This is a genomic window from Haloarcula onubensis, from assembly GCF_031624605.1.
GTDB lineage: Archaea > Halobacteriota > Halobacteria > Halobacteriales > Haloarculaceae > Haloarcula > Haloarcula onubensis.
In genome coordinates, this window is record NZ_JAMQOS010000008.1 from 30,085 (window position 1) to 55,813 (window position 25,729).

Below are 25,729 nucleotides of genomic sequence, written 5' to 3' on the forward strand. Positions count from 1 at the left end.
GCCCTTAATACGTGCCCGTCGACCTACTTCGAAATACCCAATCGGCTTGGAGACGGATCTGTGAACAGAATGCCGAGGGATCCCGTCTGCGGTATGCAACTCAGAGTTGACGAAGCGGTAGCTTCAGTCCGGCACGACCAGGTGACGTACTATCTCTGTAGCGAAGAATGTCGACAGCGCTTCGAGAAACAGCCCGCAGTATACACCGAGTAGGGAGCCTACGCACAGTAGCAAATGGCCGACTGACGTTTATGGAAGGGCGAGGCGTACTGCCAGTATGCCAGTTGAGCCGGTCTGCGGTATGGAAGCCAGCGACTCAAGCGAAATCACCGCCGATTTCGAGGGGACGACGTTCTACTTCTGTTCGTCCGACTGTCGTGATTTCTTCGAAGAGCACCCGAAGCGATTCGTCGACGAGCCACGACCCCACCTCTGTGATGCGAGTGGCGTAATGGTACCGCGCTTGCACTACGGCCGCGCCGTCGGTGAGTTCAACCTGACGGTCGCCGACCCGGAATTGCTGAGCGTCGGTCTCGAGGACGACACCGACCTTCAGTTCGATCTCGAACGGGCGAATAAAGCTGCAGAACGATCCTGATTCCTTAGCGAACTTCGGATACTTCGCTACCGTTTTCGTCGACCGATTCTCGAACCGTCATTTCCAAATCCCGGTCCTCTCGAACCGTCTTGATGAGTGCTTCAAGCAGACTGTTATACGCATTCGGGCGCTCTATCATAGCGACGTGACCGGTACGCTGTAGCCTGCAGAAAACGCTCTCGGGAATCCGCCTCGCGGTTCCGCGTGCCACCTCGATGGGAACAATACCGTCGGCTGGTCCGTGGATGACGAGCGTTGGGGCATCGACTCGCTCAATATCGGGGCGACCGTCGTACCCCCAGAAGGCCTCGGTGACAGTCGTCCACGCTGAGCGACGGTGGGGAAGCGGGTTCGATTGCAGGAAGTCCTCAACCACGACCGATGGCGTCTCCTCGTGGAAGCCGACGCTGTAGGCTAACTGCCGGATGAGCGCGTCGTTCGCGGGTATCTTATAGAGTCGGAGTGCCAGAAATAGTCGCAAAAGCGGTTTCTCCCCCGCGGGGGTGAGATCATGATCGCCCCCTGCGTGTAACACGAGCCCGGCTGTGGGATGGCGCTTCGCGTACTCGATAGCGAGGGCGGTACCGTAACTGTGGCCGTGGATGATCGGATTCGTGATACCGAGTTCATCAAGGAGATTCAGGAGGTCAGCTACATGCCCGGAGAGGGACTGCTCCTGCCGCATGGTCGAGTTTCCGTTGCCGGCGAGCGCATACGTGACCAACTCGTGGGGCCCCTCGAACGCGTCTAGTTGTGGATACGGGTTCCAAAGCGACCCGAGACCACCGTGGACGAACACGATCGCCGGGTCCGGCCCGGGGAGGTGAAGCGTCTCCAGTTCAACTGATTCCGACACCGGAACGGGTGTCGGTTCAGGAAGCGTTTCGGAAACGTCGTCGAACCGGACGTATCCCGGTGGAAAAGATGGTGACGCCATACTGAGTTAGAGATACCCCCTGCGGTGGTGTCGAATAGACGGTCCATCTGAGAGCCTGCTCCGAGGATCGTCTCGGTGGACACTAACCATCCTTGACAGTTATCGGTTGAGGGCGATTGTCTGGATGACCGGGTTACCCGTCATCGTGGATCTCATGCCGATTCCAGAGCAGGGCGAACAACCCGCCCATGAGATATCCTGCAACTAACGCGATCATGAGGCCGGCACCAGCCAGAGAGAGGTCGAAATCGACCGTGTCCTCGTACTCAACGAAGTTGGTCCGGGCGACAGTGGCGACCGCTGTTTCAGAGACGCCCGAGACGACGAATCCGATCCATGCAGCGTGCGACGCTGCGAAGATGGCACCGAATATGAGTCCTGCCCGGTTGGCGGAGATTTCCTCGCTCATGGTTCCGCCTCTCCTATCGAGTCATGAGCTGGTCGCTCTTCAGGGGCGGTTTCATCAGCGAACAAACCCAGCATGTCTGTCATACTTGTAGCACCGGCTACGGTCGCCTATTTCACTACGATTGTGGTTTCGATACTGGCATGACAGAACACCTCTCGTTAGAATGTGAAACCGATCCGTGGCTGTAGTGACGATGACCCCAACCTGTCGAATCAAATTTCGGAGTTCTCTGGTAATCGAGCGTCCAGAGCGAACGCTCGGTCGTCCTTTAGAATTGTAAGCGTAATCGACTGAAACGAGGGGAACGACAACCAACATGAAAACGTAGGTGACCATATGGAACTGGCACTCTTCGGTGCGACAGGCGGGACCGGACGTGAACTGACGGCACAAGCGACCGAAGTGAATCACTCGATTCGCGCGCTCACTCGAAGCCCTGCAAAACTCCCACCGAACCAGGCAGTCACCGCCGTAGAGGGGGATGTACTCGATCCGGACGCGGTCGAAGCCACCGTAAACGGATCAGATGCGGTCATCTGTCTTCTCGGTCGAACGTCGGACAATCCCTCCGACGTGGTCTCTCGCGGGACCGCGAACATTATCGATGCAATGCAGGAACGGGGGATCGAACGCCTGGTCGTCCTGACATCGATGGGGTTAGGATCGAGCGTCCAGCAGGTTCCGTGGTACGTCCGCCTTGCGAACGTGACGGTGCTCTATGACCTGATGGCCGACAAAGCCAGACAGGAGGAACTCGTCGCTGGGAGCGGTCTCGACTGGACGATCGTCCGCCCCGGCGGTCTTACAGATGGACCCAAAACCGGGGAGTACGAACACGGCGTCGACATTGACGCCACGGCTGGTCCGATTTCACGCGCTGACGTTGCGGACTTCCTCCTTGAGATCCTTCAGACGGACTCCTATCTCCGTGACGTGCCAGTCGTAACGACGAACCAGAGCGTTGACGCCGAATTCCTCTGGGACCAAGTCACGGCTGTCGCGCAACGTCTACGAGGATGAGTGAATAACCGTCTCACTAATTCACGATTCCAAGATACTTTGCTGAATCGGGAATTCAGGGGTTCGGCGCATAGAGCGCGTACAAGATTGAAAGCATTCCCGCTGCCGCGACTAGTGCAGCCACGAGACCTGCCTGGAAGATTGATACCTGGAGCAGTTCGAATAGCACTCCTTCGAGGAGCCCGCCGAGGCCAATTAGTGCGAACCCAAGGGCGACGTAGAGCATCAGCTGTGTTCCGTGGCGTTGGTAGCCGCGATAGGCTTGGTACGCGATGACCAGAGCCAACGCGGTCATGAACAGCTTGGCGATGACGAATAATGTGTGTTCCATGAATCAGTCTCCTCGCATGTTTTCGAAGATGGATGTAATCCGGTCCGCGGGATCCGGCCGGACATCGATATGGATGTCAAACCCCTCGTCTTGGAGGAGGACTTCGATACGTTCGAGACGTGCCTCATACTCCCGATAGTGCCGACCAGCGGGATCGACGTGCGTGTACTCTTCGAGAAGTCCTTGCTCGACGAGTGTGTTGACGCGACGGGAGACGGTTGGGCGTGACATATCGCATTCCTCGCTGAGTTCTTTTGCAGAGAGTCGGTCCGTCTTCGTCGCCACGAGAATATCACGAGCGTACTCGTCGTCGAGTGTGGCAAAGACGGCTGGTGGGCTCAACTCCTCAGTCACACTCGCATACTCGTCCTAGTGGGGTAAAATAGCCGCCCGGTTTTCTGACTCAGAACACTGGCTTACCGGTATATCGTCTCTCCCTGCGTACACTCACTCGGTGAAGTAACAATGTCTACGATCAACTCTGGCGTCAACCAACTTGAGAGCAAGGTCGGCGGACTGACCGTCGGTGGACGTGTCCACAGCCTGAGCGCGTGGTTCGTGCTCGCGCTACGTCTCATGATGGGCTACGCGTTCGCGTACTCGGGATTCACGAAGATCGTGGCTGCCGAGCCGTTCTCGGCGGGTGGCTACCTGGCGAACGTCGCGGCGACCAACGGCAACCCCCTCGCGGGAATGTTCGCGTGGATGGGTTCGACCCCGTGGTTCGTCGAGTTCGCGAACGTAGCTGTCCCGTGGGGCGAGCTGTTCATCGGTCTCGGACTGCTCGTCGGCGCTGTCGTCCGCCTCGCGGCGTTCTTCGGCGCGCTCATGATGGTCATGTTCTACTTCGGGAACTGGGACATCGCCCACGGCGTCATCAATGGCGACTTCGCGTACATGCTCGTGTTCCTCGCGGTTGCGGCGTTCGGTGCGGGCCGCATCCTCGGGCTCGACAAGTACATCGAACAGTACGAGGTCGGCGGCGAGGCGCTCGTCGAGCGCTACCCCGTCCTCGAGTACATCCTCGGCTAACCACGCCGAACCATTTCAGGAGAAATATACATGACAAACTCAATTCAACCACGCGGTACTCGTTCCCTCGGACTGATCGTCGTCGGTGCGCTGACGGTCGCGGTTATCGGGGGTATGGCCCTGACGCACGCAGCCGTCCCGGACGCGGTGATGTGGGACTGGCACTACGGAATGTGGGACGACGGCCACATGACCGGCTGGGGGCTATGGGGATGGGGCATGATGCTGTTCGGCATCCTCTGGATGGCCCTCATCATTGGTCTACCCATCTATCTCGTCTATTGGCTGGCTACCCAATCTCAGGCTGACGGACCCGCCGAGGATAGAGCCCTCGTGACTCTCCGTGAGCAGTACGCCCGCGGTGAGATCGACGACGAAGAATTCGAACGCCGCCGTGGCCGCCTCGCGGCGAATCGCTAACATACGTCGCTACCGAAGAGGAGAGCTACTACCGACATCCTCCGAGATGGAAATCACACCCATCGCGGATTTTCAGATAATTCATGGACATTGGAGTAGCTGATCTGTACGAGAGAACCTACGCAGGCGCAGACTCTCCAATCTCGATGTACTGATGCTCCCACTCACGGCGAGCTTCGATTTCACGGCGGCCGCGGCGCGTGAGCGTATAGACGTTCGTCCGGCGGTCCTTCTCACCTTTCTCGACGAGGCCTTTCTCGACGAGCGTGTCCAGATTCGGATAGAGCCGGCCGTGGTTGATCTCCTGTTCGTAGTAGTCGTCGAGTTCGGCCTTTACTGCGAGCCCGTGTGGTTCCTCAAGCCCGGCGATCACGTACAAGATATCCCGCTGGAACCCGGTTAGATCGTGCATCCGTCCGTTCCCTATCTTTGAGGGGTGGCATATGTTCTCTCTGGTGCTCGAAGGCCAATATTCGATACGACGAGGCGAGAACCCTGCGTGAGAACTTCGAACCTTTATATAGTGGACAAGAGAAGTCCGCGATGGAATGTCTGACCTAATCGTCAAAGCAGCCGTGAAGGACGCACTCTCGGACCACAACGTCTCGGCAGATTTCTACGATTCCCTCAACGAAGAGGTCGCCGAACTGCTCGACGACGCCGCAGAGCGTGCTGAGGCCAACGACCGGAAAACGGTCCAGCCCCGCGACCTGTAGGCCTGCGTAACGCAGCCAAACCCGGCACTCGAACGTAGCTTTTTGAGGTTCCTGTTCAGAAGTTAGGAAACGGAGATGGCGGACGCACCGGATACCGAACGGCAGGCGGTCGAACCCGATGCGAGAGAAGTCCTTAGCGTGTCCCAGCTGAACGACCGGATCGCGTCGGTCGTCCAGGACACGCCTGCCCTCAACGGCGTCCGCTGTATCGGAGAGGTCACTGACCTCCACAAGAACAGTACGGCGCTCTACTTCACGCTCACCGACGGCGACGCCGAGCTCCCCTGTATGATCTGGGCGAACCGCTATCGGAAGATGGACGCCGACCTCGAGGACGGCACCGAGGTCATCCTCGAAGGCGATATCGACTACTGGACTGAGGGCGGGAAGATCGACCTCAAACCGTGGGAGGTGATCGTCGTCGGCGACGGCGACCAGGCGGCTGCCGTCGAGCGACTGCGAAGCGAACTCGAAGAGCGTGGCTGGTTCGACGACGAGCAGAAACAGCAACCGCCGGCGTTCCCGGAGCGGGTCGGCGTCGTCACGTCCCTTCGAGGAGACGCCCGGTACGACATCCAGAACGCGATCCACGGACAGGACCCCACCGTCGATATCCTGGTGAAGGACGCAACCGTCCAGGGGTCGAACGCGCCGACGTCACTCGCGAACGGCATTCACCATCTCGACCGCTCGGAGGACGTCGACGCCATCATCGTCGGTCGGGGCGGTGGGAGCGATTCGAACCTCCAGGCCTTCAACACCGAGCGGGTTGCGGAGGCGATCTTCACCGCCAATACCCCGGTGGTCACCGCGATTGGACACACCGATGACCGACTCATCGCGGATCAGGTGGCGGACGTCGCGACGATCACGCCGACCGCCGCCGGCGAGTATATCGTGAACTCCCGTCAAGAGTTCCTTGCGAGTGAGATCGAGCCGCTGGAGCAACAGCTCGACGCCGCGTACGAGACCTTCCAGCAGGAGCACGAACACCAACAGGAACTCGCCGAAGCAGTCGATGAAGCGACCGCACCCGAGGGTCTCTCACCGATTTACTACAAGGTCGCCATCGTAGTGCTGCTGTTGCTGTTGCTGGTCATCACCGGACTTTGGCTGGGGGTGATCTAACCGTGGCAAACGACTCCGAAATCCACGATCGACTGAGTCGCGTCGAGGAGATCATTGAGCAGCTCGACGCAGATGAGTGCGACCTCGACGAAGGTACAGCACTTCACGAGGAGGGTCAGGAACTCCTGACCGAGGTTCGAGAGGTCCTCGACGGGGGAAGCGGCGAAGTTGTGGAGCTCGAGTAAGTGAGCTGATTCTCACTCTTAACCAACAGACTTCTTCCTCCTGCGCCTTCGTTGGTTAAGTTTTTCCTACGAGGTCAACAAGTGATTTGGTTATAATTTACTCGACAAATTTACAGCAGTTGATAGCCAGAAAGCATTTAGGTATTATCCAACTACCGCGCCAATATGTACCGTGACTCAACCGGTGCATACCCATACCCATACCCGCATGTATGATTACGAGGTCAGTCACCATCGAAGACATCGATGACCTGTACCTGATGTGGAACGACCACATCAACGCCTCCGCCCTCTATCGCCGCGCCCTCCGCGAGGAAATGGAAGTCCGGGGTGTCGACCCCGATGAACTCCGCGACCTCCTCGAACGGGCCCGCGAGCAGGGCTACACGCTCGAAGAGATCGCAGAGGACACCAATCGCTTCGACGACCTCCAGTCGCTCGTCGAAGAGCAGCAGAACCAGCCACCGACTGGAGACGCCACGGATGATTAACCCGCTATGTCACAGGACCAAACTCCCTCCGACCCTGAGCGTAGCGTCGAAAACCAGTCACCGCTGACCGGGAAGATCCCTCGGCAGGCAGCGCTCACCGTCGTCCTCCTGAGCCTGTTCGCTGTCCAGCCGGTCGCCGCCCAAAGTAATGCTGTATGTAGCGCAGACAACCTCCCGGGCATGATTGAGGGATTCTTCCAGCTGACCACAGCGCTGGGAATCGTCGGCCTCGCTATCGTCTGGCAGGCTGACTCCCTCATCGAGATGTTCACCCTCAATCCCGAGCAGAAGAAGGGCCTCAAGCGCCACAAGCGCTCGGCGATGAAGTCCGCGGTCGTCCTCGTCGTGCTCGGCCCGCTGTACACCGTCGCCGGGTCGATGATGGGCCTCCCGCTGGCGCAGTGCGTCGACCTCGTCCCCTGGTAACCACCCCGCAGTCCCCGTTGCGAGCCCTATGAACCATCGAGAGCTCTCCGTGCTCATGGCCGGCTTGCTCGCGACGAGCCTAGTCACGGGTATCGTCGCCGCTGATCCGCCGCGACCAGGTACGGAGGGGAACGGGCTCACGGAAAACGAGTCGGCAACGCTGTGGTCACGTGATGCGGACAACTACATCACGCAAGAGGAGTACCGCCAGCGGTACGGCGAGAATCGCTCCGCTGTCCACCAAGTCGCGAACGGGACGGACATTACGTTCAAACGACCGCCGGAGACTGCGGCGACGTGGACGCGGAACGACTTTGAGGACCTCGACGCTGGCGGCCCGGATACGTCCGTGCATCCGCCGCACGCAGACCTCGAGGACGGCGTCTTCATCGAAGATGCTCACGCAACGATCTTCGCCGTCCAGCCCTCTACTCGCGGACACCTCGAGTCCGGTGAAACCCCACTCTACATCGCGCCGAATGGGACAATGCGCGGGTTCGTTGATTACCGCGTTCGTGTGCCCAACGGGAGTTCCTCTGGCAACACGACTATCTCGTGGTCGCTCACGGAGCACGAAATCGAAGAAGTCCGGTTGAAGAAGGACGGCGAGACCATCGCCGAGCGTGACGGGACCCATACGCCTGCCCTCGACTACCAGATCGAGGACGACTGGAGTGCGAATCTCACGCTGGAAGCGGAGATTAGCGTCCGGCTGAAGAAAACCGTCAGGACCGACCTGGGTGATCGAACGGACGTCGACATCACCTATCGGACGGAAACACGGAACGTCTCCGATTCGATCGCCGTGGAGATCTACGACCTCTCGGCGTACCCCTACTACGCCGAGTATCCGAACGGCGATGCCGGCGTGGCCATCTTCCAGTCGCGGCCGTGGCAGGGGTACACGCTCACGGAGGACGGTGAGGCACGGGTCCGTGGCATCTGGCGGTTCTACACCGCTCGGAACACCAACTGGGACACGCTCGTTCGGTCGAATCGCACGGATAGCGCCACCGTCGAGTCAGACGCGATTCCGGTGTACGTCCACGCCTATCCCTCGCGGATCGGGCCGCGTGCCGAGCCGGTTCGAGACGGACCGGAACTCATCGAGACCTGGGGGACTGACCGTCCGTCGCCAGTCGGCACCCTCGGTGAGAACATCAATATCGACATCGTCAACCAGTCGTACACGACGACGTACGGCGTCGCCGTTCGAGCTGAGAACGTCGATCGAGAGGCGCTGCACGTTGCGGGCATCGTCCGGGGCGTGAATGCGTCAATCGCCGAGCCGGATGCCGGCTCCAAGCGACAACTCCGCCGCAGTAATCTCACTGTCGAAGTTATCCAGCAGAATCAGTCGCAAGCCACGCTCAGGGTTGAACTCCGGGATAATCAGACCGGCGCACCAATCGGGCTCGACGATAGCCGTCAGTATCCAATCGGCGGCACCACCCGAAACGGGTACATCACGGTCGCAGATCAGCGCGTCGAGACCAACGCCTCCGGTGTGGCGATTGTAACCATCGACGAACCGGGCATCTACACGGCTCGGTACCATCCAGGCTCGTGGCTCGGTCACGACCCGGCGTACGTGAGTGATACCGCGACGGCCCGCTGGCATCCTCTAGGGACGATCGACGGCTGGTTTGCGCTGGTGTTCGAAGTCGGCTGGCAGCTCCTGCCGTTCTTCGTGATGTTCTACGCTGGCAAGCGCCTCCTGCGGATGCTCGGCCCAGAAGACATCTTCGGACAAAACCCGTGACATCCTCATCCACCATGAACGGTAGAGTCCCCTACAAAGGAAGGCTCGCGGAGCGAGGAGGTATCGGAACTGTACGCCGAGAGAGTCATCTGTCGGGGTTTCCGACTCGTCTCTCGGTGTCCCGTGGTGCTGTCACAGGCACTCCCGTCCCGTGGCGAGTCATCGCCCGCCGGTTTCAACGGCAGGCTCTCTCCCCACGGGTCGAGACGGTTAGCGATGTTAACCGCCGCGTTCAGATCTGCCTGATACGTCGTCACCCAACAGCTGTCGTTGGTGCAACGAAACTCCGCCTGACCCGAGCGCGATCCGATGTGGGCGCACGCATGGCACGTCTGCGACGTGTACGCTGGATTGACGTACTCGACAGGGATGCCAGCATCGAGGGCTTTGTCCTCGATACGGTCCTGCAATCGGGCGAACGCCCATGTGTGAAGACGACGGTTCATCCACTTTCCGCAGTCCAGCGACTCACGGATGTACGACAGATCTTCGAGGACAATTACTGGCTTCTCAAACTGCCCGGCGTACTCGACGGCCTCTCGGCTCGCCTTCTCGACAATATCCGTGAGTGCGTTCTGGTGGTAGTTGGAACGCTCGTCAATCCGCCAATCGGCGGCGTTACGCTCTCGAAGACGACGGAGCGTCGTGAACATCTCTTTCCGAAGATGTCGCGCGTGTCCACCGTCAATGAACAGTGGGTCTTGTGGAGCACCGCGCTCGACGGCACAGCCGACGAGCAACGCCGACTCACCCACATCGAAGCCGATCGGTGTAGGCTCTTCAGGCGGTTCTTGCTCCGGTACACTGTATTCGACGGTGACGTTCAATGTCCACGACGTTCGGGTTTGGCGCAATCGGAACTGGCCTACAGACACGTCACCATCGTAGAGGCGATCCCACAACTCCCGCTGATCGGGATTGATGCGAAGCGGTATCCAAAACGAGGTGCCGCGCCCAGCTTGTGGAACGCGCCAGCAGAACTCGTGGGTCCGATCGGGCGAGTGATCCAATTCCCAACCCCGGTTCGTGAACCGGACTGGGTGATCGTCAGTCAATTCCTTGGCGTTGTACGTATTGTAGAGTTGCGGGACGTAGGACTTGAGCGCGTCCTTAGCGTAGGACGTGAGGTTGTAGTCCGTGACGATGTTGTTGACTGCCGAGCGCGTCTCCGCACCACTATTGAACGCGTCCGAAAGGGCACGGCGATACGTGGCCACGGTTCGCTGAAGGCGTCGCTCTTTGTGTGTCGTTGGAGGAACGAGCGTGGCCTGAAGCGTTTTCGTGACCGTGGTACCCACACTAATGTTAACGAAGGGGTGATAGTTAAGGATAATGAATTACTAAGTTCCAGAGTAGATGCCGAACCTGAATATCGAGGTCAGCGAGGAGGAGTACGAGCAACTGAGCGAAGTCAAAGACGCTCATGGGCTTACGTGGCGAGGATTGGTGTTACAAGGAGCAAGAGCGCTCGACAAAGAAGGGCCACTCGGATAGTAAATACACGGTCCCGTGTTCGTAGCCGCTCCGTCCCGCAGAGATCTGTTCCCTAAAACAATGACTCAAAAATACTCACAGCTCAGCAGACGGACCGCCCTCCAGACAATATCTACTGCCGCCCTAGCCAGCATAGCTGGGTGCATGAATTCAAATGGGAACTCCGAATCCCCCAGTGACGGAACTCCCTCTTCGAACGATCAGGGTCCACTTCAGCGCGTTGTAGTCGATGGGACAGCGATCATAGTGGAACTCTCGGAAGAGACCGATGTTAGCCAAGTCAACCTCATCCAGCCGAATGGGGAACCGTTTGGTCAGCGTGACGTAGCAACAGGAGCACAGCAAGTTTCGTTCGAGATTGGAACCTCCTACACTCCAGGAGAGTATCGTGTTCTCGCGCTAGAGGGCGAGGAGACTGTACAAGAGTCTGCTCTTTCCGTTCAACCGGATCTTAGCATTATGGAGATGGGGATCGGGAAGAATCAACCTGAAGAGATGTGGGATAGCTCGAGTGACAAAATCTCAAAAGAGGCCTTCGTTTCTGTCGAAAATCAAGGGAATGGTCCGGATGCAATCACGCAGCTCCTCTTTATCGGTGATGTTCCATATCCCTCGGGTGATGAAGGGACGAACTACGATGAAAACGACGATGTCAGTGGCATATACGATCCAGAAGAAGATTCAGAAGTTGACGAGGTAGTCATAGAACCGGGAGAGCAGCTTACATTGTACAGTTACCGTTCACCGTTCGCATTCGTTCGAGGTGAGGGAACTTCGTGTGAGAGTGAAGAACAAACCGGGAGCTTCGAAGTCATTCTAGAAACTCGAGTAGGGACTAACCGCGTTTCCAATACTTACAGTATCCACTACTCCGCTTCAGAAGAGTTCGATAATTGTGAGATTACGATTAGTGAGGGGTAACCATGGTGGACCTGATTGATGTCGTCTTAGAGGGATTCAAAGACGTCGTCGATTGGGTTATCTCCCTCTTCATGGAGGGACTGAACACTGGTTATGAAACCCTCACTGAGGAGATGTTCGGGACTCCAACGCCTGAAACGGAAGGCGCGTTTGTCTTTGGTGCGCCAACAAACGGACCTTGGCCTGCAATCCGGGATGCGTTGGTCGGTGGTGAGATTATGCTTATCTCACTGCTTCTACTGGTGATGTGTGTTCAAGGGCGACACACAATTCGGATATTCAATATCGGAAGTGCGTACGAGGCAAGGCGGACGAAGAAGACTGCGTGGGTTGGTGCATTCCTCATCATCAGCTGGTACTGGGTCAGTATTCTTGGACTCTACATCGTCGATGGGTTCACGATAGCGTTGATGCCGAGTCTGGAGACCCTAGGTGATGCGATGCTGAATTTCCTGAAAGAGTCCCTAACCAATCCCGGGCTTGCGTTCGTGTTCGCAATTGTTGGCGGTCTCTCGATGTGGGCACTTGAGGCTCTCTACTACATTCGAGAGGTGTTACTTTACGTGTATGTCTACGGAATGCCGATAGCTTTCGCTCTCGCCTATGGTAACGTTCCAGTCCTTTCGGACATCGCGATGGGATTCTCCAAACGGTTTGTCCCTTTGGCGGTTCTACCCCTCCCAGCAGCAGTCGTGTTCAAAGGATACGATCTGCTCTATTCGGAAGGAGCGCTCACGCCAAATAGTGCGTTTCTGAAGTACCTAGTTGCGTCCTCACTACCGCTTATCGCGCTCTATCTCACTTGGAAGACGTTCAAATACGCAACCCCGCTGACGGCGAAAGTTCTCGGCGGCGCCACCAAGGGAGCGGCCCTTATCGGCGGCGTGGCAGCCGGTGCATATGCCGGGGGTGCCGGCGTCGCGACCACCGCCGCTCGGTGGGGGCCGAAAGCCGCAGCCGGCCATGCCGTCGCACAGAAAGCTGCGGCCCGCGGTGGTCATGGCGAGGGTGGAGATAGTACGCCCTCGTACCGACGCACCGAGAATGACCCAGGTGGCACTACGTCGGAAACATCGGGTGAGGAACGCGGAATGGACTTTGATAGAGGTATCCACTAAACATGTCCATCGACGAAGACGCAGCCGCACGGCGCATCATGGACCAGTTCGGTGAGGAGAGCCGCATCCCCTACCTCAACATCGAGGAAGGCGACGTTGGCGTCCTGATCGCTTTCCCGATCGTCGGCCTGTTCATCGCCGGCCTCACCGGCATCGAATCACTCGCCCTGCCGTTCGTCGCGGGTGGGTTCGGGTTCGGCGTCGCGATTGTCTACGTCTCGCCCGACCACCTCAACGCGTGGACGTGGACGAAGGATGTCTACCGCTACGTTAAGCGCCCCCAGATAACGTTCAGCGCGCCGGAGGAGGCCGACAGTAGCACCAACGAGACGGAGCGCAACGAGGGCGGGCTCGCGAACTACACACCGTTCAAGCCCGACGAGCGGACGCAGGACCTCACGAATATCGAGCGGGCGTGGCCGGGGGCAGGCGCGATCCAGCGCGCCGACGGCACGATGGAGGCGTTCATCGAGATCGACCCTGGGAACATGGACTTCGCGATGTCCGACGATTGGGCGCAGCTCCAGGACGCCGGCGAGGAATTCGCCAACAAGGAACTGGACTCGAAGCTTAAACTCCACGCGACGACCCGCTCGTTCCCAGTCGAACAGATCACCGAGAACATCGAAGACCGCCTGAACGACGAGGACGTCAAAGAGAACCCCATCTTCCGGGAGCTCCTCAAGGAGTATCGAGAGACGCGGCCGAAAGAGATGCGCGACCGTGGAATCCAGCAGATGCGGTACTACATCGGCGTCCAAGTTACCCCGCTGGAGGTCTATGACCGCTTCCGAGACGAGGGGACACCGGCCGAGAAGCTGACGCAGTTCCCCGTCATCGGGTTCCTGTTCAACCCATTCGTAACCCGCCGCGAGGACCTCACCGACGTCGAGCGACGCGCACAGATGTTCGAGAAGCTGGACAGCCGGGTCAACGACGTGCGGTCGGAGTTCATCCAGCAGGCCTCAGGGTGGTCCGCTCGGCGGCTCAGCACGGTCGAACTCTTCGTGTTGAATATGGACTTCTGGAACGGCCGCGAACACGAGTACGACGACGCAGAGAGCGTCGTTCGCGAACAACCGATCATCGGCCATTCGCGCCGGGAGGATGACCACGATGCGTAACCTCGTCCTCCAGACGGGCAGCGGAGCCGTCGGCCAGCTCACAGAGTGGCTCACGAATCCGACCTCAGCTGAAGGGGCGGCCCTCTACATCCTGCTCGCGGTACTGGTCGGTATCGGCGGGAAACTCCTCTGGGACTGGTACACCGACGACGATGAGGAAGAGGTTGAGTTCTCGGATTTGCTCGACGAGGAGACCATCGAACAGGGCGCGGCCGAACGCCAGCTCCTCGACGACATTGCCGAGTCACACAAGACGGTGACGGCGCCGGCGGCGATCGAGTGGGAAACGCGCGCGGCACGGGTCGGCGAGCAGTGGACGACGACGCTGTACATCGCTGACTACCCGGACTACCCCAACGACGGCTACCTCTCCGAGCTCTTCGAGATGACGGACGTGCAGTTCGATTTGACGGCCCATATCACGCCGAAGAACCAGGAGCGGGCGCGGAACGAACTGCAGGATATCGCTGACGACCTTCAGGTGGACGCTGACCTTGAACAGAGCGTGCGGAGTGCCTACCTGCAGGAGCGCGCCAACGAGGCCGCAGCGACGTACAAGGCCGTCGAGAACGGCGCGAACGTCTTCGACCAAGGGATGTTCATTACGGTCAGAGCCGACGAGAAGGAGGACCTCCGCGACGCCGTCCAGAAGGTCAAGAGCGCGCTCCGCGACGACCCGGCGAACCTCACGCCGAAGACGGCGATCTGCCGGCAGGATCTCGCCCTCCAGTCCGCCGCGCCCATCGGCGACAACGAGTTCGGCCGCACATCGATTGCCCTCGGCGGCGCCGTCGGTGCGTTGCTCTCCTCGCCGCACAACGCAACGATCCTCGAGGAGGGTGGCGTCGAGTTCGGCATTCACAAAGATAACCAGAGTCCCGTGGTCATCGACCCGTTCGCGCGGGACAACGGCTACGCGATGTTCACCGTCGGCGACACGGGGTCGGGGAAGTCGTTCAGTTCGAAGCAGAACTTCATCCGGTCGATCGAGCAGAGCAAGGACCGTATCGGCATCATCCTCGAACCGCTGAACAACTGGGCCGGCGTCGCCGAAGCGCTCGACGCCAAACGCATCACTGTCGGCGGGACGCTTGGGCTGAACCCCCTGGAGATCCGCGAGACGCCAGAGCACGTCCAGCGGGCGATGGGCGAGGACGCGAGCCCATTCAACGAGAAGCTCGACGACGCGATGAGCTTCCTCACGAACTTCTTCGCGCTGCGAGGCATCTCGCTGGGTGACCGCCGGACGACGCTGGAACTCGGGCTCAAGCGGGCGTACAAACGCAACGGGATCACCGACGACATCTCCACGCACGGCAACCCGAGCCCGACGATTCAGGATATGATGGACGTCTTCGAGGAGATGGTCAACGACCCCGAGGAGTTCGTCGTCCGGTCCGACGAGGAGGCGGGGAAGATCAAAGAGGACGCGACGTGGCTCCTCGACCAGCTCCGCCCGTTCGAGGACGACGGTCGGCACGGCAACCTCGGCCAGGAATCCGACTTCGATATCCGCGACGAGAAGGTCATCTACCTCGACCTCGCCCAGCAGGAGGGCAGCGTCGACAGCAGCACGGCGCTGACGATGCAGCTACTAATCTCGCTGGTGTATGAGCGGGCGAAAGTCTCGGAGAAGGAGGTCGTGTTCTACATCGACGAGGCGCGCTACATCATGCAGGACGCCGCGAGCCTGGCGTTCCTCGAGACGGTGTTCCGCCACCACCGGCATCACGACCTCTCGATTCGACTGGTCACGCAGACCGTCGACGAGTTCTTCGAGCACGCCGAGAGCGAGGCCATTCTGGACCAGTGTGCGGTCAAGCAGTTCCACCGCCTCGACGGGATGGACGAGGAGTGGGCCGACGAGTTCGGCCTGAACTACGCACAGATGCGGTTCGTCCAAGATGCCGTGCCGGGCAACGAGGACGCCGGCTTCTCCGAGGCACTCGTGGGCGTCGACGGCGAGTGGCGCGGCATCCAGGTCAAAGCGATGCCCAAGGAGAAGCAGGTCATCGACTTCGACCCGACCTCACAGGTCCGGTCCTCACTGCCCGGCGCCGGCGACGACGCCGTCGATACCGAGATGGAGGAGTTCCAGGACGAGCTCGAGCATCGAGCAACGAACGGAACGAACGAAACGAGCGAACTGAACGAGGAATCAGACGCCGTCGAAGCTGAGCCAGACGGCGGGTCAACGGAGGAGACCAACGATGGCTGAGTACCTGCGCGTCACACCGACATCCGAGCGACTTGACCCGGAGAGCATCTCCCGCGTCCTCGACAGTCTCCACAAGCTGACCACGCCCGGCTCGTCGGGCCTCGGGGCGAAGCTGAACCCACTCCACAGTGAGACACCACCCCGATTCGAGTTCCTCGCAATCAGTGATGGTCCGGACGACCCGGTAGAGTTCTTCTACGGGGCGGATGCTCATCTCGATACGCTTGAGAAGCGCCTCCGCTCCATCTATCCGGCCACGTTCGACATCGAGCGCGTCGACGTCGACGTCGCCGCTCGGCTCATTCAGCCAGTCAAGTTCACACCGCAGGAATTCGTCGACCACTACGAGGCCGGGCGGCTGCAGTACGAGTTTGGCCCGGCAGAACAGTACGACATCGTCGACGAGGAATCAGAGGACTCCGAGCCAGCCGAAGCGGACCCCGTTGTCGACGGCGGTACGGCAGCCACGAGCGTCCCCGATCATCACGTGACTGTCGGGGACTCAGCCCTCGAACTAGCGCCGCCCGATGCACTTCCAGACGACGAGGAAGAGCGACGGGCCATCGAGAAGCCGACGATGACACCGGCGGGAACGATTCTGGCTCGCCCGGCACAGGACGCTGTCTCGCCGCTCGGTGTCCGGTGGTGTGGCGCCGCGTCGCGGAAGCAGGACTGGATGACCTCGCTGACGCCGTTCACAGCGGAGGAAACGAACGGCGATCTCTCGTCCGTCGACGAACCGGGCGCAGCGCTGGCGTCGCTAATCGACCACTTGATGGAGGCGACAGCGCCGACCGCGTTCCAAGTCGTCTTCCAACGGCGTGCCAGCTGGCAGTCCGACTCGGAGGTGCGGAAAGAGGACCTCGTCGACGGCCGGGATACGTTCTTCCAGGAGGTCGTCGGGTCGTTGCTCGAGGTCGAGGAGCAGCGGAGCGACCAGGACGACCGGCAGCTCAGCGAGGCCGTCGAGAAGCGGATCGAGTACATCGACGCGAAGAACGCCAAACGGTCGTTCACGGTCAACATCCGGGCCGTCGGCGTCCCCACCGACAACACCCGCGACGACCTCGATGGCCGGATGGACTCGCTCCTCCCCGTGTTCGACCCGCTTGATGGGCCGTTCTACGAGGTCGAGGGGCAACGCCTCCGGGACAGCGGCTTCCGTGAGAAAACGAAGGAGAAGAAGGCACGGGCCGCTCTCCAGCGCCTCCTCAATCGCGAGTTGACGACGGGACGAGGGAAGACCCGTCCCGAGCTGGTCCTCAGCGGGACGGAGCTCGCGAACTTCGTCCTCGTCCCCTCCTCCGAACAGTTGACCGTCGAAGGGACGCGGGGAACGAGGGCCGAACAGCAGAGTCGGAACCCGCTTCCGTGGCCCAATCCGGATCTGATCCAGCAGTTCCAGGACGGGATGGCCATCGGCTACGCGCTCGACGAGAATGGTGAGCCACGGCCGGACCCCATCCGAATCCCGCCAGATCTGTTGCCGACGCATTACGGGCGGTTCGCCTCGACTGGTGGCGGGAAGTCGAAGGCCATCATCAACGACGCCCTCTCGCTTCGCGAGTCGACGGGTGGCCCCGTCGTCCTCGTCGACCCGAAGGGGGACGGAATGTGTGAGAACTACCTGCGCTGCCACTACGAGCGGTTCGGTGGCCTCGACGACGTCTACCACTTCCGCGTCCCGGAGACCATCCCCGCGTTCTCGTTCTTCGACATCCGCCCCGCGCTCGAGGCCGGTCGCAACCGGGAGGACGCGATTCAGGACAAGGTCGACCACTTCCACGACATCCTCCGGATGATTATGGGCCGCGAGCAGTACGGGCAGGCGTTCGTCGCGAACGAGATCCTCAGCTACCTGATTAAGGCGCTGTTCGACGAGGAGTACGGGAGCGACGTGTTCGGCTTGGACGACCTCTTCGCCGCCGCGCTCCGGATGCAGCGCGACCAGACGATTCCCCCGGTCTCAGCGGATAACCAGAACATCGAGGAATCGCTGACGCGCCACTTCGCGAAGGACAACCACCAGTTCCAGGTGTCGATGGACGCCGTCGGGAACCGCCTCGACAAGCTCAAAGAGGACGCGCATCTCCGGCGAATCTTCAGCCACGTCCCCGAGCAGAATGACGCCGGCGAGTACGTCGACAACCGGTTCGACTTCCGCGAGTTCCTCGATAAAGACGCCACCATCATCTTCGACCTCGGCGACCTGCGGCCGGAGGCCCAGCGAGCGATCACCCTACTACTGTTGAGCAATCTCTGGGACGCCGTCCAGGTGCGCCGACGCGACGGCCAGACCGACTACGAGAAGCTCACGAACCTCATCATCGAGGAGGCGGCGCCGGTTGCGTCGACGAAGCTCGTCTCCGAGCAGCTCCTGCCGCAGGGCCGGTCGTTCGGCCTGAGTATGGGGCTTGTGATGCAGTTCCCTGAACAGGTGCGGAACCGGAATGAGCGGGCCTACGACGAGGTGCTGAACAACATCAAGACGAAGCTCATCGGGAACATCTCGATCGAGCGCGATCTTGCGGAGTCGCTTGCCCACGAGGACCTCTCTCCGACCGAACTCCGCAACCGGATCAACACGCTGCCGAGCGGCGAGTGGATTGCGCAACTCCCGAGTCCGTCGTTCGGAGAGACTGGTCCGCCACCGTTTTCGCTGAAGCCGCTCCCGATTGCGCCGGGGCATCCAGAAAGCGACCAGCCGCTCACAGAGCCCCAGGAAGACCATTTCGAGTCTGTGTCCCGGCCACGGATGGTCGAGCGGACACTGGCCCAGTACGGGCTGACAGAGCCGACTGAGTCGAGCACTGCTCCGGAAGAGACTGGCTGGGGTAGTACGGGGTCTGAGTCGACAGGCTCGGCTGCCGATGGCGATGCAGCGACCGACCCGACGCAATCCGCGTTCATCAGCGAATCGACGACCGAGGACGCATCGACCACGCCGACCGAGACGGACAGCGACCCAGATGCAGACGAGTCAGAGATAAGCCCCCTGTTCGGGCAGGCCACCGAGACGGACGAGGAACCAACTGGTTACCAAGCAGCGCAGCCGGAGAACGGGGCAACGCCCGTCCAGGAAAGCAGCGTACCCGTCCCCGATGACGAACTCCGACAACGCGGGCTCAGCCGTAACGACGTCCGGTTCCTGAATCGGGTCCTCGACGTGATGAACCGAGCAGACGACGAGTACACGCTACTGGACAGGATGAGCCAGCTTCGGGACGAATATAACGACCTCCATATAGAGCGGCTCACAGAGCAGGATCTCCTGGAAGCGGACTCCGCTGCCGGGCGCAAGTACTACACCGTCCTCCCCGACGGTCGAGACCTCCTGGGGAGAGAATTGAAGGCGGGACCAGGAGCGGGCGATCTCGGCGAGAAAACGCCACACAAGGTTGGCGTCCGACTCCTCGAACTGTGGATCCACCAGCAGGACGACGTCGTTCGTGTGGAGCCGTACTACGAAAGCGACGACGGCACGGTACTGGACGTGGCCGGCTTCGACGAGGACGGCGATCTCGTCTGGGCCGGCGAAGCAGAGCTCGCGAGTAACAACCGGCGCGCCCCGGTCGAGGATTACGACAAACTCAGCGCGGTGGACGCCGACGCGATCTGGGCCTTCAACAATCGCGAGACGGCACTCGACGTATTGGAGAGTCTTGCCGACGCGGATCGGATCGACGAGCGGGTCAGCGGGCGGGCGGCACGGTCGTTCGCGACCATCAGAGACGCCGTCGGCGAGTTCGATGCTGATGGGCTGACCACCGTTCGGGGCTTCAAGAATCTCGATCAAGAACTCAACCAGTGACATCCTCACTCGCCCTAACGGACGGAGCTTCCTACAAGGGAAAATTCGGTTTCAGAGGTTTCGGAACCGTACTCCGAGAGAGTCATCTGTCGGGGTTCCCGACTCGCCTCACGGCGTTCCGCGGCCCTGTCACAGGGGCTCCCATTCCGTGGCGTGTCATCGCGCACCGATTTCCAAGGAACGCTCTCACCCCACGGATCAACGCGGCGAGCGATGTTCGCCGCGGCGTTGATATCGGCTTGGAACGTGGTGATGTGGCACTCGTCGTTCGTACAACGGAATTCAGCCTGTTCGTCACGGCAGCCGACGTGACCGCACGCATGGCAAATCTGCGAGGTATAGTGCGGTTGGACGTGGTTCACCGGAATCCCTGCCTCGAGTGCCTTGTCCTCGATTCGACCTTGGAGCTGAGCGAAGGCCCACGAGTGCAGCCGTCGGTTCATGTACGCGCCGTAATCCAAGTTCTCACGGATGTACGACAGATCCTCGAGGACGATTACTGGGTCGTCGAACTGGCGGGCGTATTCGACGGCCTCATGCGAGGCTTTCTCCACGATATCCGTGAGCGCATTCTGGTGGTAGCCGAATCGTTCCTCGATTCGCCAGTCGGCGGCACCACGTTCTTGCAGGCGTTGCAGCGTAGTATACATCTCCTTGCGGAGGTGTCGGGCCCGGCCACCATTAATCAACAGTGGCTTCGTCGGCGTTTCGCGTTGCAGGGCACAGCCCGTGATCAACGCACTTTCGCCGATATCGAATCCGATGAAGGTCGGATCTTCGTCCGGTTCGGGATCGTCGACGGTGTACTCGACGGAGACATGCAGTGTCCACGTACTCCGATTTTGGATCAACCGGAATTCGCCGACAGAGACCTCACCATCGAGCACGTCAAACCAGAGCGATTCCTGTGCGGGATTAATCCGCAACGGGATCCAAAAGGCGTTGCCACGGCCCGCTTGCGGGATCCGCCAGCAGAACTCGTACTCACGGCTTGGCGAATGATCGAGACGGAAACCGCGGTTGGTGAATCGAACTGGGTGATCCTCATCCAGTTCCTCAGCGTCGAAGGTCTCCCGAAGCTGAGGAACGTACTGTTTGAGCGCGTCCTTGGCGTAGGAGGTAAGGTCGTAGTCGGTGACGATGTCGTTGACCGCCGATTGCGTGTCCGCCCCGCTCTCGAAGGCAGTATGGAGTGCGTCGCGGTACGTCGCTACAGTGTCCTCAAGCTGACGCTGTTTGTGTGCCGTCGGCGGGACTGTCGTCGCCTCAAGCGTCTTCGAGACGGTTCGTTCGGCGGCCATCCGACGGTGAACAGTAGTACCGTAACACACAAAAAGAACACGGTAAACTCACGTATGTATGGGGAAAGAGGTCCGGTTCACAGTAAGCGACGACCAGCACGAGCGCCTCAGCGAACTCAAGGACGAACGCGGTTACACTTGGAAGGGGCTGATGCTCGAGGGCGCGAAGTGCTTGGAACGCGAGGACTCGTAGAGGGCCGACAATCAGCTAACTGGGGGAGTCATCTGCGCCATGAACGGCGCCGTCTCTCGCTGGAGGAACAATGACCTGGCGACAGGCGACCCGCGAGGAGATTTACGCCTACTACGCCGAGGAGTTCCCCCGCTATCTGGACGACCTGCCGGAATTCATCACGGCGACCGGCCCGAAACAGTACGCCGTCGCCTTCCGAGAGTCCCACCCGGTTCGCAAAGACGAGGTGCCGGCCAAGGACTTCATCAGGCGGGATACGTGGCAAACAGATGCGTCGGGCGACCGAACGACGCCCGAGTTCGACGACTTCGAGGACGTCGTCGAGTTCATTCGACACCCCGCTCGCAACGACCCGCTGGGGCGGAGCGAGTTCGCGCTTGCTGATCCGGAGGTGCTGGAGCAACCGGACCCACGTCCCGACGCCGTCTACTACGCGCTGGATCACTGGGAACGACCCTGGGTCCTCCTCGTCGACATCGACGCGAAAGAGATCGCCCGAGACCGAGCGGACGAGATGGTGTCGGCGGCCGTCGATGATCAGGACGACGATGCGCTCCTCGACGCTGCGGGTATCCTCGACGCCGCTCCCGAGGGGTATCCGTACGCCTTCGAAGACGTCGACCGCGCCATCGAGTACGGGTTCGAGGTGCGCGATATCTTCGAAGACGATTTCGACGCCGAGGAGACGATAGTCGTATACAGCGGGCAGGGTGTCCACGTCTACCTGCTGGATACCGACCCGGCGCACCGATACGACGAGCAGAGTCGCGAGGTGTTGAACGACCTCCTCCTCGAGACGTACGACATCCCGATCGACCCCGTCGTGACGGCCGACCGCCGGCGTGTCGCCCGCCTGCCCTACTCGCTGCACGCCGACGTCTGTAGCATCGTCCAACCTATCGAGAGCTCGGCGTTCGACGTTCGGTCGGCGACGCCGGAGGTGATCGACGAATGAATCCGAGTACGCCCACCGACGACGAGGACATGGCGTATCGAGTTGCGGCACTCCCGCTGGAGTACGGTGAGACCCGCATCAACCAGCTGTTTACGCGTGGCTACAACCGATACGTCGTCGACGGCGAGGACCAACCCGAGGACCTCGTGAACGACGTCGAGCGGTTCGGGACGGCAGCGTTCAAAGAGCAGGTTCGTGCCGACGCCGCCGAGGAGCCGTTTGTCGACGAGCCGGGGACGCTCGCCGTGCTCGCGACGTTGAGTGCGATCTGTGTGAAAGAGCACCCGAAGTTCGAGCACGCGTCACCACGGAACATCCAGGTACTCTACGACATCCGAGAGCTGTACGTCAACAATCTCGCCTCCCTCATTCGGGGCCACGGCGATGGGTCGCTCCAACAGGACATCGCCGACGTGCTGTACAGCAAGGAGCCCGGTGAAGATGGCCCGCACCCGGGCCGGGTCTGTACGGGCATCACGGAGATGCCGGGGTTCGGGGATGGCCTCTACCTCGAAATCCCGATGGCGGCGGCGTCACGCAAATGTCTCGTTCGGGAGGACGAGTCGTCGACAGGGAATGACGATGGCGGGGAGATACTGACGCGAGTGAAGGACAACAACCTGTACGTCCCGGTCAGTGATTTCGACAGCAAATATCGGGGCTACGCGGAACGGGCGTTCAAGAAGCTCCTGCGGGTGCAAGAAGACGGGCTCTCCGACGACCAGCTATCGTGGCTGACCACGAACGAGTCGGCAATTACGGAGCGAATCGACCGCTTCCTCAAGACCGGCCATCACGAGCGCATCTGGCAAAACTGGGACCGTGGGGAACGGACGATCCGCGTCCTCCGGCGGGCCCTGAGTGATGCCCCCGACGACGTGGCGCAAAAGGGCGAGTTCCACACGGCGAAGGAGCTCTACCGAGCGGTCGAAGCGTACGACGCTGAGGACGAGTGGGAATCCTCTGTAACGGACTGGATATCGAGTCCGAGCAGTCTCGCGAAGACGCTGGCCGACCACGAGTCCCACTCGGCCGTCACCATCGACCGCGACGGGCGCGTCAATACGTACCGAATCGGACGAGCCGGAACCGGTGCCGAACAGATCGAAGTGCGAGAGATCGAGGACCTCTTTGAACTCCCCTGTATGGCGAAAATGGAGGAGCGACTACACGAGAAGAAGCCGGTTCGAAAGGATCTCTACAACTTCGCGCGGATGGTGATGTGGCTCCCGCAGTACCAAGACAGCAGCCTTGACGAGATCGTCGCGGACCTCAAGGACGTCTTCTCCCGGTGGCCGTGGTACGACGAGCAGGAAACCGAGTACCAGGTTCGCTACGAATTCTCGAACACCATCGACGGCGACACACCGTTGCCGATGAACTGCGATAACGACGATCTACAGCGCTACTGTATCGGCCAGGACCAGTGTCCCTACTCGATCTGGGGCAGCCTCCCGTTCCCGGATGAGATGTACGAGCAGGTCGAGGAGGAATCAGCTGGGCCTACTGAGCAATTCTGAACTACGAGTTCCTTTTTCTTTTCGAGAACAGGGCAGAGAGGTCTTGATATTAATCACCTCAGTTTCGGGAGTTCGAAAGACACAGACACGTTCGTCAAAGAGTCGGATACCCGGCCAGCCAAGTCGACGAAGAAACTATTCCGGCGCTCTGTCTCCTTCTCTCTTCGACGGCCGATAGCCCGCTCAAAATTCATTCTGACTTTGTCGGCCTCGTCATCAATCATGCGGCGAACCCTTCGGAACTGATTCTGGGTCAATGGTTCCTTCCCAGCTATTTGCGCCATTTCCGGCGTCACCAACCGTCCAGGATTGTATTCAGCCTTGAACTCCTTGACCTCGGCCTCAAATAGGTGCTTCTGCGACTGAAGCTTGTTCTCCGGCAGCTCCTCCAGATTTTCGACAGCGTAGGTCTCCTCCCACTTCTTAAACTTATCCTCCACCCGTTCCGGCGGGAGCTCTACCTCAGTCATTACAGAGCTGTAACCCGGCCAGCTGGAAAGAAATACCGGACCAAACACTTTGTCAGCAACAACCAATCTCTTACTTATGGAAGAGATTCGGCTTGAAGCCGTAACGATCAACAAAGAATACGATGGCACAAAGGAGGAAGCACGGGAGCAGGTGAGGCAGTTCCTCGAAGAAGCTGGAGACGGCATAAAACCCGAATACACTAAGCAAGTCAACGAGGACGGCGACGTCATCAACAAAGAGATCCGCGGCTACACCAGGCAGTCAGATATCTGGTGGACCAGCATCGCCATCCTGGTTATCTCAAACCCCAACGGAGTCATCCAGTTCATTAAATGGGCGAAGGACATCCCTGGCCTGACGATGGGCCTCACGATGCAGGGCAACTCCCGGATCAAGCTTTTCTCCGATAACGACTTCACGTTCATCGACAGTTCTACCGAGTACAACATCGAGAAATTAGGCGAGGTAGACGACGAAGTCGCAGTGAAGATGTCCGAGGAAACCTGGCGACAACTGAGGGACGACATCGATACTGGGGAAGTTGACGTCGAACTGCCGCCCGAAGACCAGATTGGTCCCTGAGCCGATTTGAAGTCTGGTTCTCCAGCAGCGCCTAGCCACCGTTGTGGCGTTAAAATCCTGGCCCTTGAGATTCTACTTGACCGGAATTAATCTCAGTGAAACAGGTGTTGGGAAGGTTGTAGTTTCGGTGTGTTCAGCATGGCACCCACAACATATCAAAACTAGAGAATTACAACAATTCCGCTCAAAAGTAGAAACAGGTCGCATGAAATCCCCGTCGAGCAATTTTCAACGGCTAATACGACCAGGATCGAGGGAATCGGGGTGTTTCACGGCTCCAAGTGCCGGGACGGAGGACCTCGAGGGACTCAGAATAGATGAAGCAGCAACCCTAAGGAATCCAGATACGGCCGATATCACCTTCGTTACCCCGCCGTCGAGCAATTTCTGAAACTACAGCATTATCACGGAACTCGTCGAGATACTTTCTATGCGCTCAAATCAGCCCGACGGGGTTCTTCTGCGATTTGAGGGCGTTATATCGCCTTGCATATCGGGGATTTCGTCCAAAGAAAGAGGCGATATGCAATGTGCGAAGGCCGCCGGCTCTCTCAGGCCGAGGGGCC

General features: G+C 59.8%; 27 protein-coding genes. 19 read left to right on the forward strand and 8 right to left on the reverse strand.

From position 1 onward, the window contains the following. Positions 1-277: 277 nt before the first annotated feature. Positions 278-598, forward strand: a complete 321-nt coding sequence (locus NDI86_RS19605) for a YHS domain-containing protein (RefSeq protein WP_119712794.1) — start codon at positions 278-280, stop codon at positions 596-598. A gap of 4 nt (positions 599-602) precedes the next feature. On the opposite strand, the gene NDI86_RS19610 is transcribed toward NDI86_RS19605, so the two are convergent. Together NDI86_RS19610 and NDI86_RS19615 are read right to left on the reverse strand one after the other, a co-directional pair. Then, entirely contained in the window at positions 603-1,535 is a 933-nt protein-coding gene (locus NDI86_RS19610; RefSeq protein ID WP_119712795.1) for an alpha/beta fold hydrolase, read from the reverse strand. A 133-nt stretch (positions 1,536-1,668) separates the two neighbouring features. Then, complete coding sequence (locus tag NDI86_RS19615) at positions 1,669-1,944, reverse strand: hypothetical protein (protein WP_119712796.1); 276 nt, start codon at positions 1,942-1,944, stop codon at positions 1,669-1,671. Between the two features lie 336 nt (positions 1,945-2,280). Here NDI86_RS19615 and NDI86_RS19620 point away from each other — a divergent pair, with 336 nt between their 5' ends. Further along, entirely contained in the window at positions 2,281-2,964 is a 684-nt protein-coding gene (locus NDI86_RS19620) for an NAD(P)-dependent oxidoreductase (protein WP_119712797.1), read from the forward strand. Between the two features lie 55 nt (positions 2,965-3,019). Here the strand turns inward: NDI86_RS19620 and NDI86_RS19625 are convergent, their stop codons facing one another. Together NDI86_RS19625 and NDI86_RS19630 are read right to left on the reverse strand one after the other, a co-directional pair. Next, a complete protein-coding gene (locus tag NDI86_RS19625; RefSeq protein ID WP_211087819.1) occupies positions 3,020-3,295 on the reverse strand; it encodes a DUF7521 family protein in 276 nt (91 codons plus the stop codon). Between the two features lie 3 nt (positions 3,296-3,298). Continuing rightward, positions 3,299-3,649: an ArsR/SmtB family transcription factor gene (locus tag NDI86_RS19630; protein WP_310902020.1), complete on the reverse strand. Its 351-nt coding sequence runs from the start codon at positions 3,647-3,649 to the stop codon at positions 3,299-3,301. Between the two features lie 111 nt (positions 3,650-3,760). Between NDI86_RS19630 and NDI86_RS19635 the strand changes: the two genes are divergently transcribed. Both NDI86_RS19635 and NDI86_RS19640 read left to right on the forward strand, forming a co-directional pair. Next, positions 3,761-4,327 carry a DoxX family protein gene (locus NDI86_RS19635; protein WP_211087821.1) on the forward strand — a complete coding sequence of 189 codons (567 nt, stop codon included), beginning with the start codon at positions 3,761-3,763 and terminating at the stop codon, positions 4,325-4,327. A gap of 30 nt (positions 4,328-4,357) precedes the next feature. Then, positions 4,358-4,747 carry an SHOCT domain-containing protein gene (locus tag NDI86_RS19640; RefSeq protein ID WP_211087822.1) on the forward strand — a complete coding sequence of 130 codons (390 nt, stop codon included), beginning with the start codon at positions 4,358-4,360 and terminating at the stop codon, positions 4,745-4,747. A gap of 118 nt (positions 4,748-4,865) precedes the next feature. Here NDI86_RS19640 and NDI86_RS19645 read toward each other — a convergent pair whose 3' ends face one another. Beyond that, complete coding sequence (locus NDI86_RS19645; protein ID WP_092893800.1) at positions 4,866-5,159, reverse strand: PadR family transcriptional regulator; 294 nt, start codon at positions 5,157-5,159, stop codon at positions 4,866-4,868. Positions 5,160-5,295: 136 nt separating this feature from the next. Here NDI86_RS19645 and NDI86_RS19650 point away from each other — a divergent pair, with 136 nt between their 5' ends. The 6 genes from NDI86_RS19650 to NDI86_RS19675 all read left to right on the forward strand — a co-directional run bounded on the left by NDI86_RS19650 (position 5,296) and on the right by NDI86_RS19675 (position 9,455). Beyond that, on the forward strand, positions 5,296-5,463 hold the full coding sequence (locus tag NDI86_RS19650; protein WP_211087823.1) for a DUF1931 domain-containing protein: 168 nt from the start codon (positions 5,296-5,298) through the stop codon (positions 5,461-5,463). A 75-nt stretch (positions 5,464-5,538) separates the two neighbouring features. Further along, the gene (gene xseA, locus NDI86_RS19655) at positions 5,539-6,591 is read left to right on the forward strand and encodes an exodeoxyribonuclease VII large subunit (protein ID WP_310902021.1); all 1,053 of its coding nucleotides are present in this window, start codon (positions 5,539-5,541) and stop codon (positions 6,589-6,591) included. A 2-nt stretch (positions 6,592-6,593) separates the two neighbouring features. After that, positions 6,594-6,776, forward strand: a complete 183-nt coding sequence (gene xseB / locus NDI86_RS19660; protein ID WP_310902022.1) for an exodeoxyribonuclease VII small subunit — start codon at positions 6,594-6,596, stop codon at positions 6,774-6,776. Positions 6,777-6,988: 212 nt separating this feature from the next. Then, positions 6,989-7,267, forward strand: coding sequence for a hypothetical protein (locus tag NDI86_RS19665; RefSeq protein WP_310902023.1), 279 nt, complete (start codon positions 6,989-6,991; stop codon positions 7,265-7,267). A gap of 6 nt (positions 7,268-7,273) precedes the next feature. Continuing rightward, on the forward strand, positions 7,274-7,693 hold the full coding sequence (locus NDI86_RS19670; protein ID WP_310902024.1) for a DUF7985 family protein: 420 nt from the start codon (positions 7,274-7,276) through the stop codon (positions 7,691-7,693). A gap of 28 nt (positions 7,694-7,721) precedes the next feature. Beyond that, on the forward strand, positions 7,722-9,455 hold the full coding sequence (locus NDI86_RS19675; protein ID WP_310902025.1) for a DUF8186 domain-containing protein: 1,734 nt from the start codon (positions 7,722-7,724) through the stop codon (positions 9,453-9,455). A gap of 5 nt (positions 9,456-9,460) precedes the next feature. On the opposite strand, the gene NDI86_RS19680 is transcribed toward NDI86_RS19675, so the two are convergent. Then, entirely contained in the window at positions 9,461-10,753 is a 1,293-nt protein-coding gene (locus NDI86_RS19680; protein WP_310902026.1) for an RNA-guided endonuclease TnpB family protein, read from the reverse strand. Positions 10,754-11,009: 256 nt separating this feature from the next. Here NDI86_RS19680 and NDI86_RS19685 point away from each other — a divergent pair, with 256 nt between their 5' ends. Genes NDI86_RS19685 through NDI86_RS19705 form a run of 5 tightly spaced genes read left to right on the forward strand, consistent with a single transcriptional unit; the run spans position 11,010 to position 20,141 of the window. Next, on the forward strand, positions 11,010-11,870 hold the full coding sequence (locus NDI86_RS19685) for a hypothetical protein (RefSeq protein WP_417936296.1): 861 nt from the start codon (positions 11,010-11,012) through the stop codon (positions 11,868-11,870). 2 nt (positions 11,871-11,872) lie between these two features. After that, entirely contained in the window at positions 11,873-12,988 is a 1,116-nt protein-coding gene (locus tag NDI86_RS19690) for a TrbL/VirB6 family protein (protein ID WP_310902028.1), read from the forward strand. Positions 12,989-12,990: 2 nt separating this feature from the next. Then, complete coding sequence (locus NDI86_RS19695; protein WP_310902029.1) at positions 12,991-14,112, forward strand: TraC-like domain-containing protein; 1,122 nt, start codon at positions 12,991-12,993, stop codon at positions 14,110-14,112. Further along, positions 14,096-16,330 (forward strand): VirB4 family type IV secretion system protein, encoded by a 2,235-nt coding sequence (locus NDI86_RS19700; RefSeq protein WP_310902030.1) that lies wholly within the window; start codon positions 14,096-14,098, stop codon positions 16,328-16,330. The genes NDI86_RS19695 and NDI86_RS19700 overlap by 17 nt, the downstream gene beginning before the upstream one ends. After that, positions 16,323-20,141, forward strand: a complete 3,819-nt coding sequence (locus NDI86_RS19705; RefSeq protein ID WP_310902031.1) for an ATP-binding protein — start codon at positions 16,323-16,325, stop codon at positions 20,139-20,141. Before NDI86_RS19700 ends, NDI86_RS19705 begins: the two co-directional genes overlap by 8 nt. A 14-nt stretch (positions 20,142-20,155) precedes the next feature. Here the strand turns inward: NDI86_RS19705 and NDI86_RS19710 are convergent, their stop codons facing one another. Next, positions 20,156-21,442, reverse strand: a complete 1,287-nt coding sequence (locus NDI86_RS19710) for an RNA-guided endonuclease TnpB family protein (protein WP_310902032.1) — start codon at positions 21,440-21,442, stop codon at positions 20,156-20,158. A 58-nt stretch (positions 21,443-21,500) separates the two neighbouring features. On the opposite strand from NDI86_RS19710, the gene NDI86_RS19715 reads away from it, so the two are divergent. The 3 genes from NDI86_RS19715 to NDI86_RS19725 all read left to right on the forward strand — a co-directional run bounded on the left by NDI86_RS19715 (position 21,501) and on the right by NDI86_RS19725 (position 24,110). Beyond that, on the forward strand, positions 21,501-21,635 hold the full coding sequence (locus NDI86_RS19715) for a hypothetical protein (RefSeq protein WP_310902033.1): 135 nt from the start codon (positions 21,501-21,503) through the stop codon (positions 21,633-21,635). A gap of 70 nt (positions 21,636-21,705) precedes the next feature. Beyond that, positions 21,706-22,590, forward strand: a complete 885-nt coding sequence (locus NDI86_RS19720; protein WP_310902034.1) for a bifunctional DNA primase/polymerase — start codon at positions 21,706-21,708, stop codon at positions 22,588-22,590. Further along, positions 22,587-24,110: a primase-associated protein gene (locus NDI86_RS19725; RefSeq protein WP_310902035.1), complete on the forward strand. Its 1,524-nt coding sequence runs from the start codon at positions 22,587-22,589 to the stop codon at positions 24,108-24,110. The genes NDI86_RS19720 and NDI86_RS19725 overlap by 4 nt, the downstream gene beginning before the upstream one ends. 53 nt (positions 24,111-24,163) lie before the next feature. Here the strand turns inward: NDI86_RS19725 and NDI86_RS19730 are convergent, their stop codons facing one another. Then, positions 24,164-24,580 (reverse strand): hypothetical protein, encoded by a 417-nt coding sequence (locus NDI86_RS19730; RefSeq protein ID WP_256422155.1) that lies wholly within the window; start codon positions 24,578-24,580, stop codon positions 24,164-24,166. A 76-nt stretch (positions 24,581-24,656) separates the two neighbouring features. On the opposite strand from NDI86_RS19730, the gene NDI86_RS19735 reads away from it, so the two are divergent. Then, positions 24,657-25,163, forward strand: coding sequence for a hypothetical protein (locus NDI86_RS19735; protein ID WP_310902036.1), 507 nt, complete (start codon positions 24,657-24,659; stop codon positions 25,161-25,163). Positions 25,164-25,729: the final 566 nt, after the last annotated feature.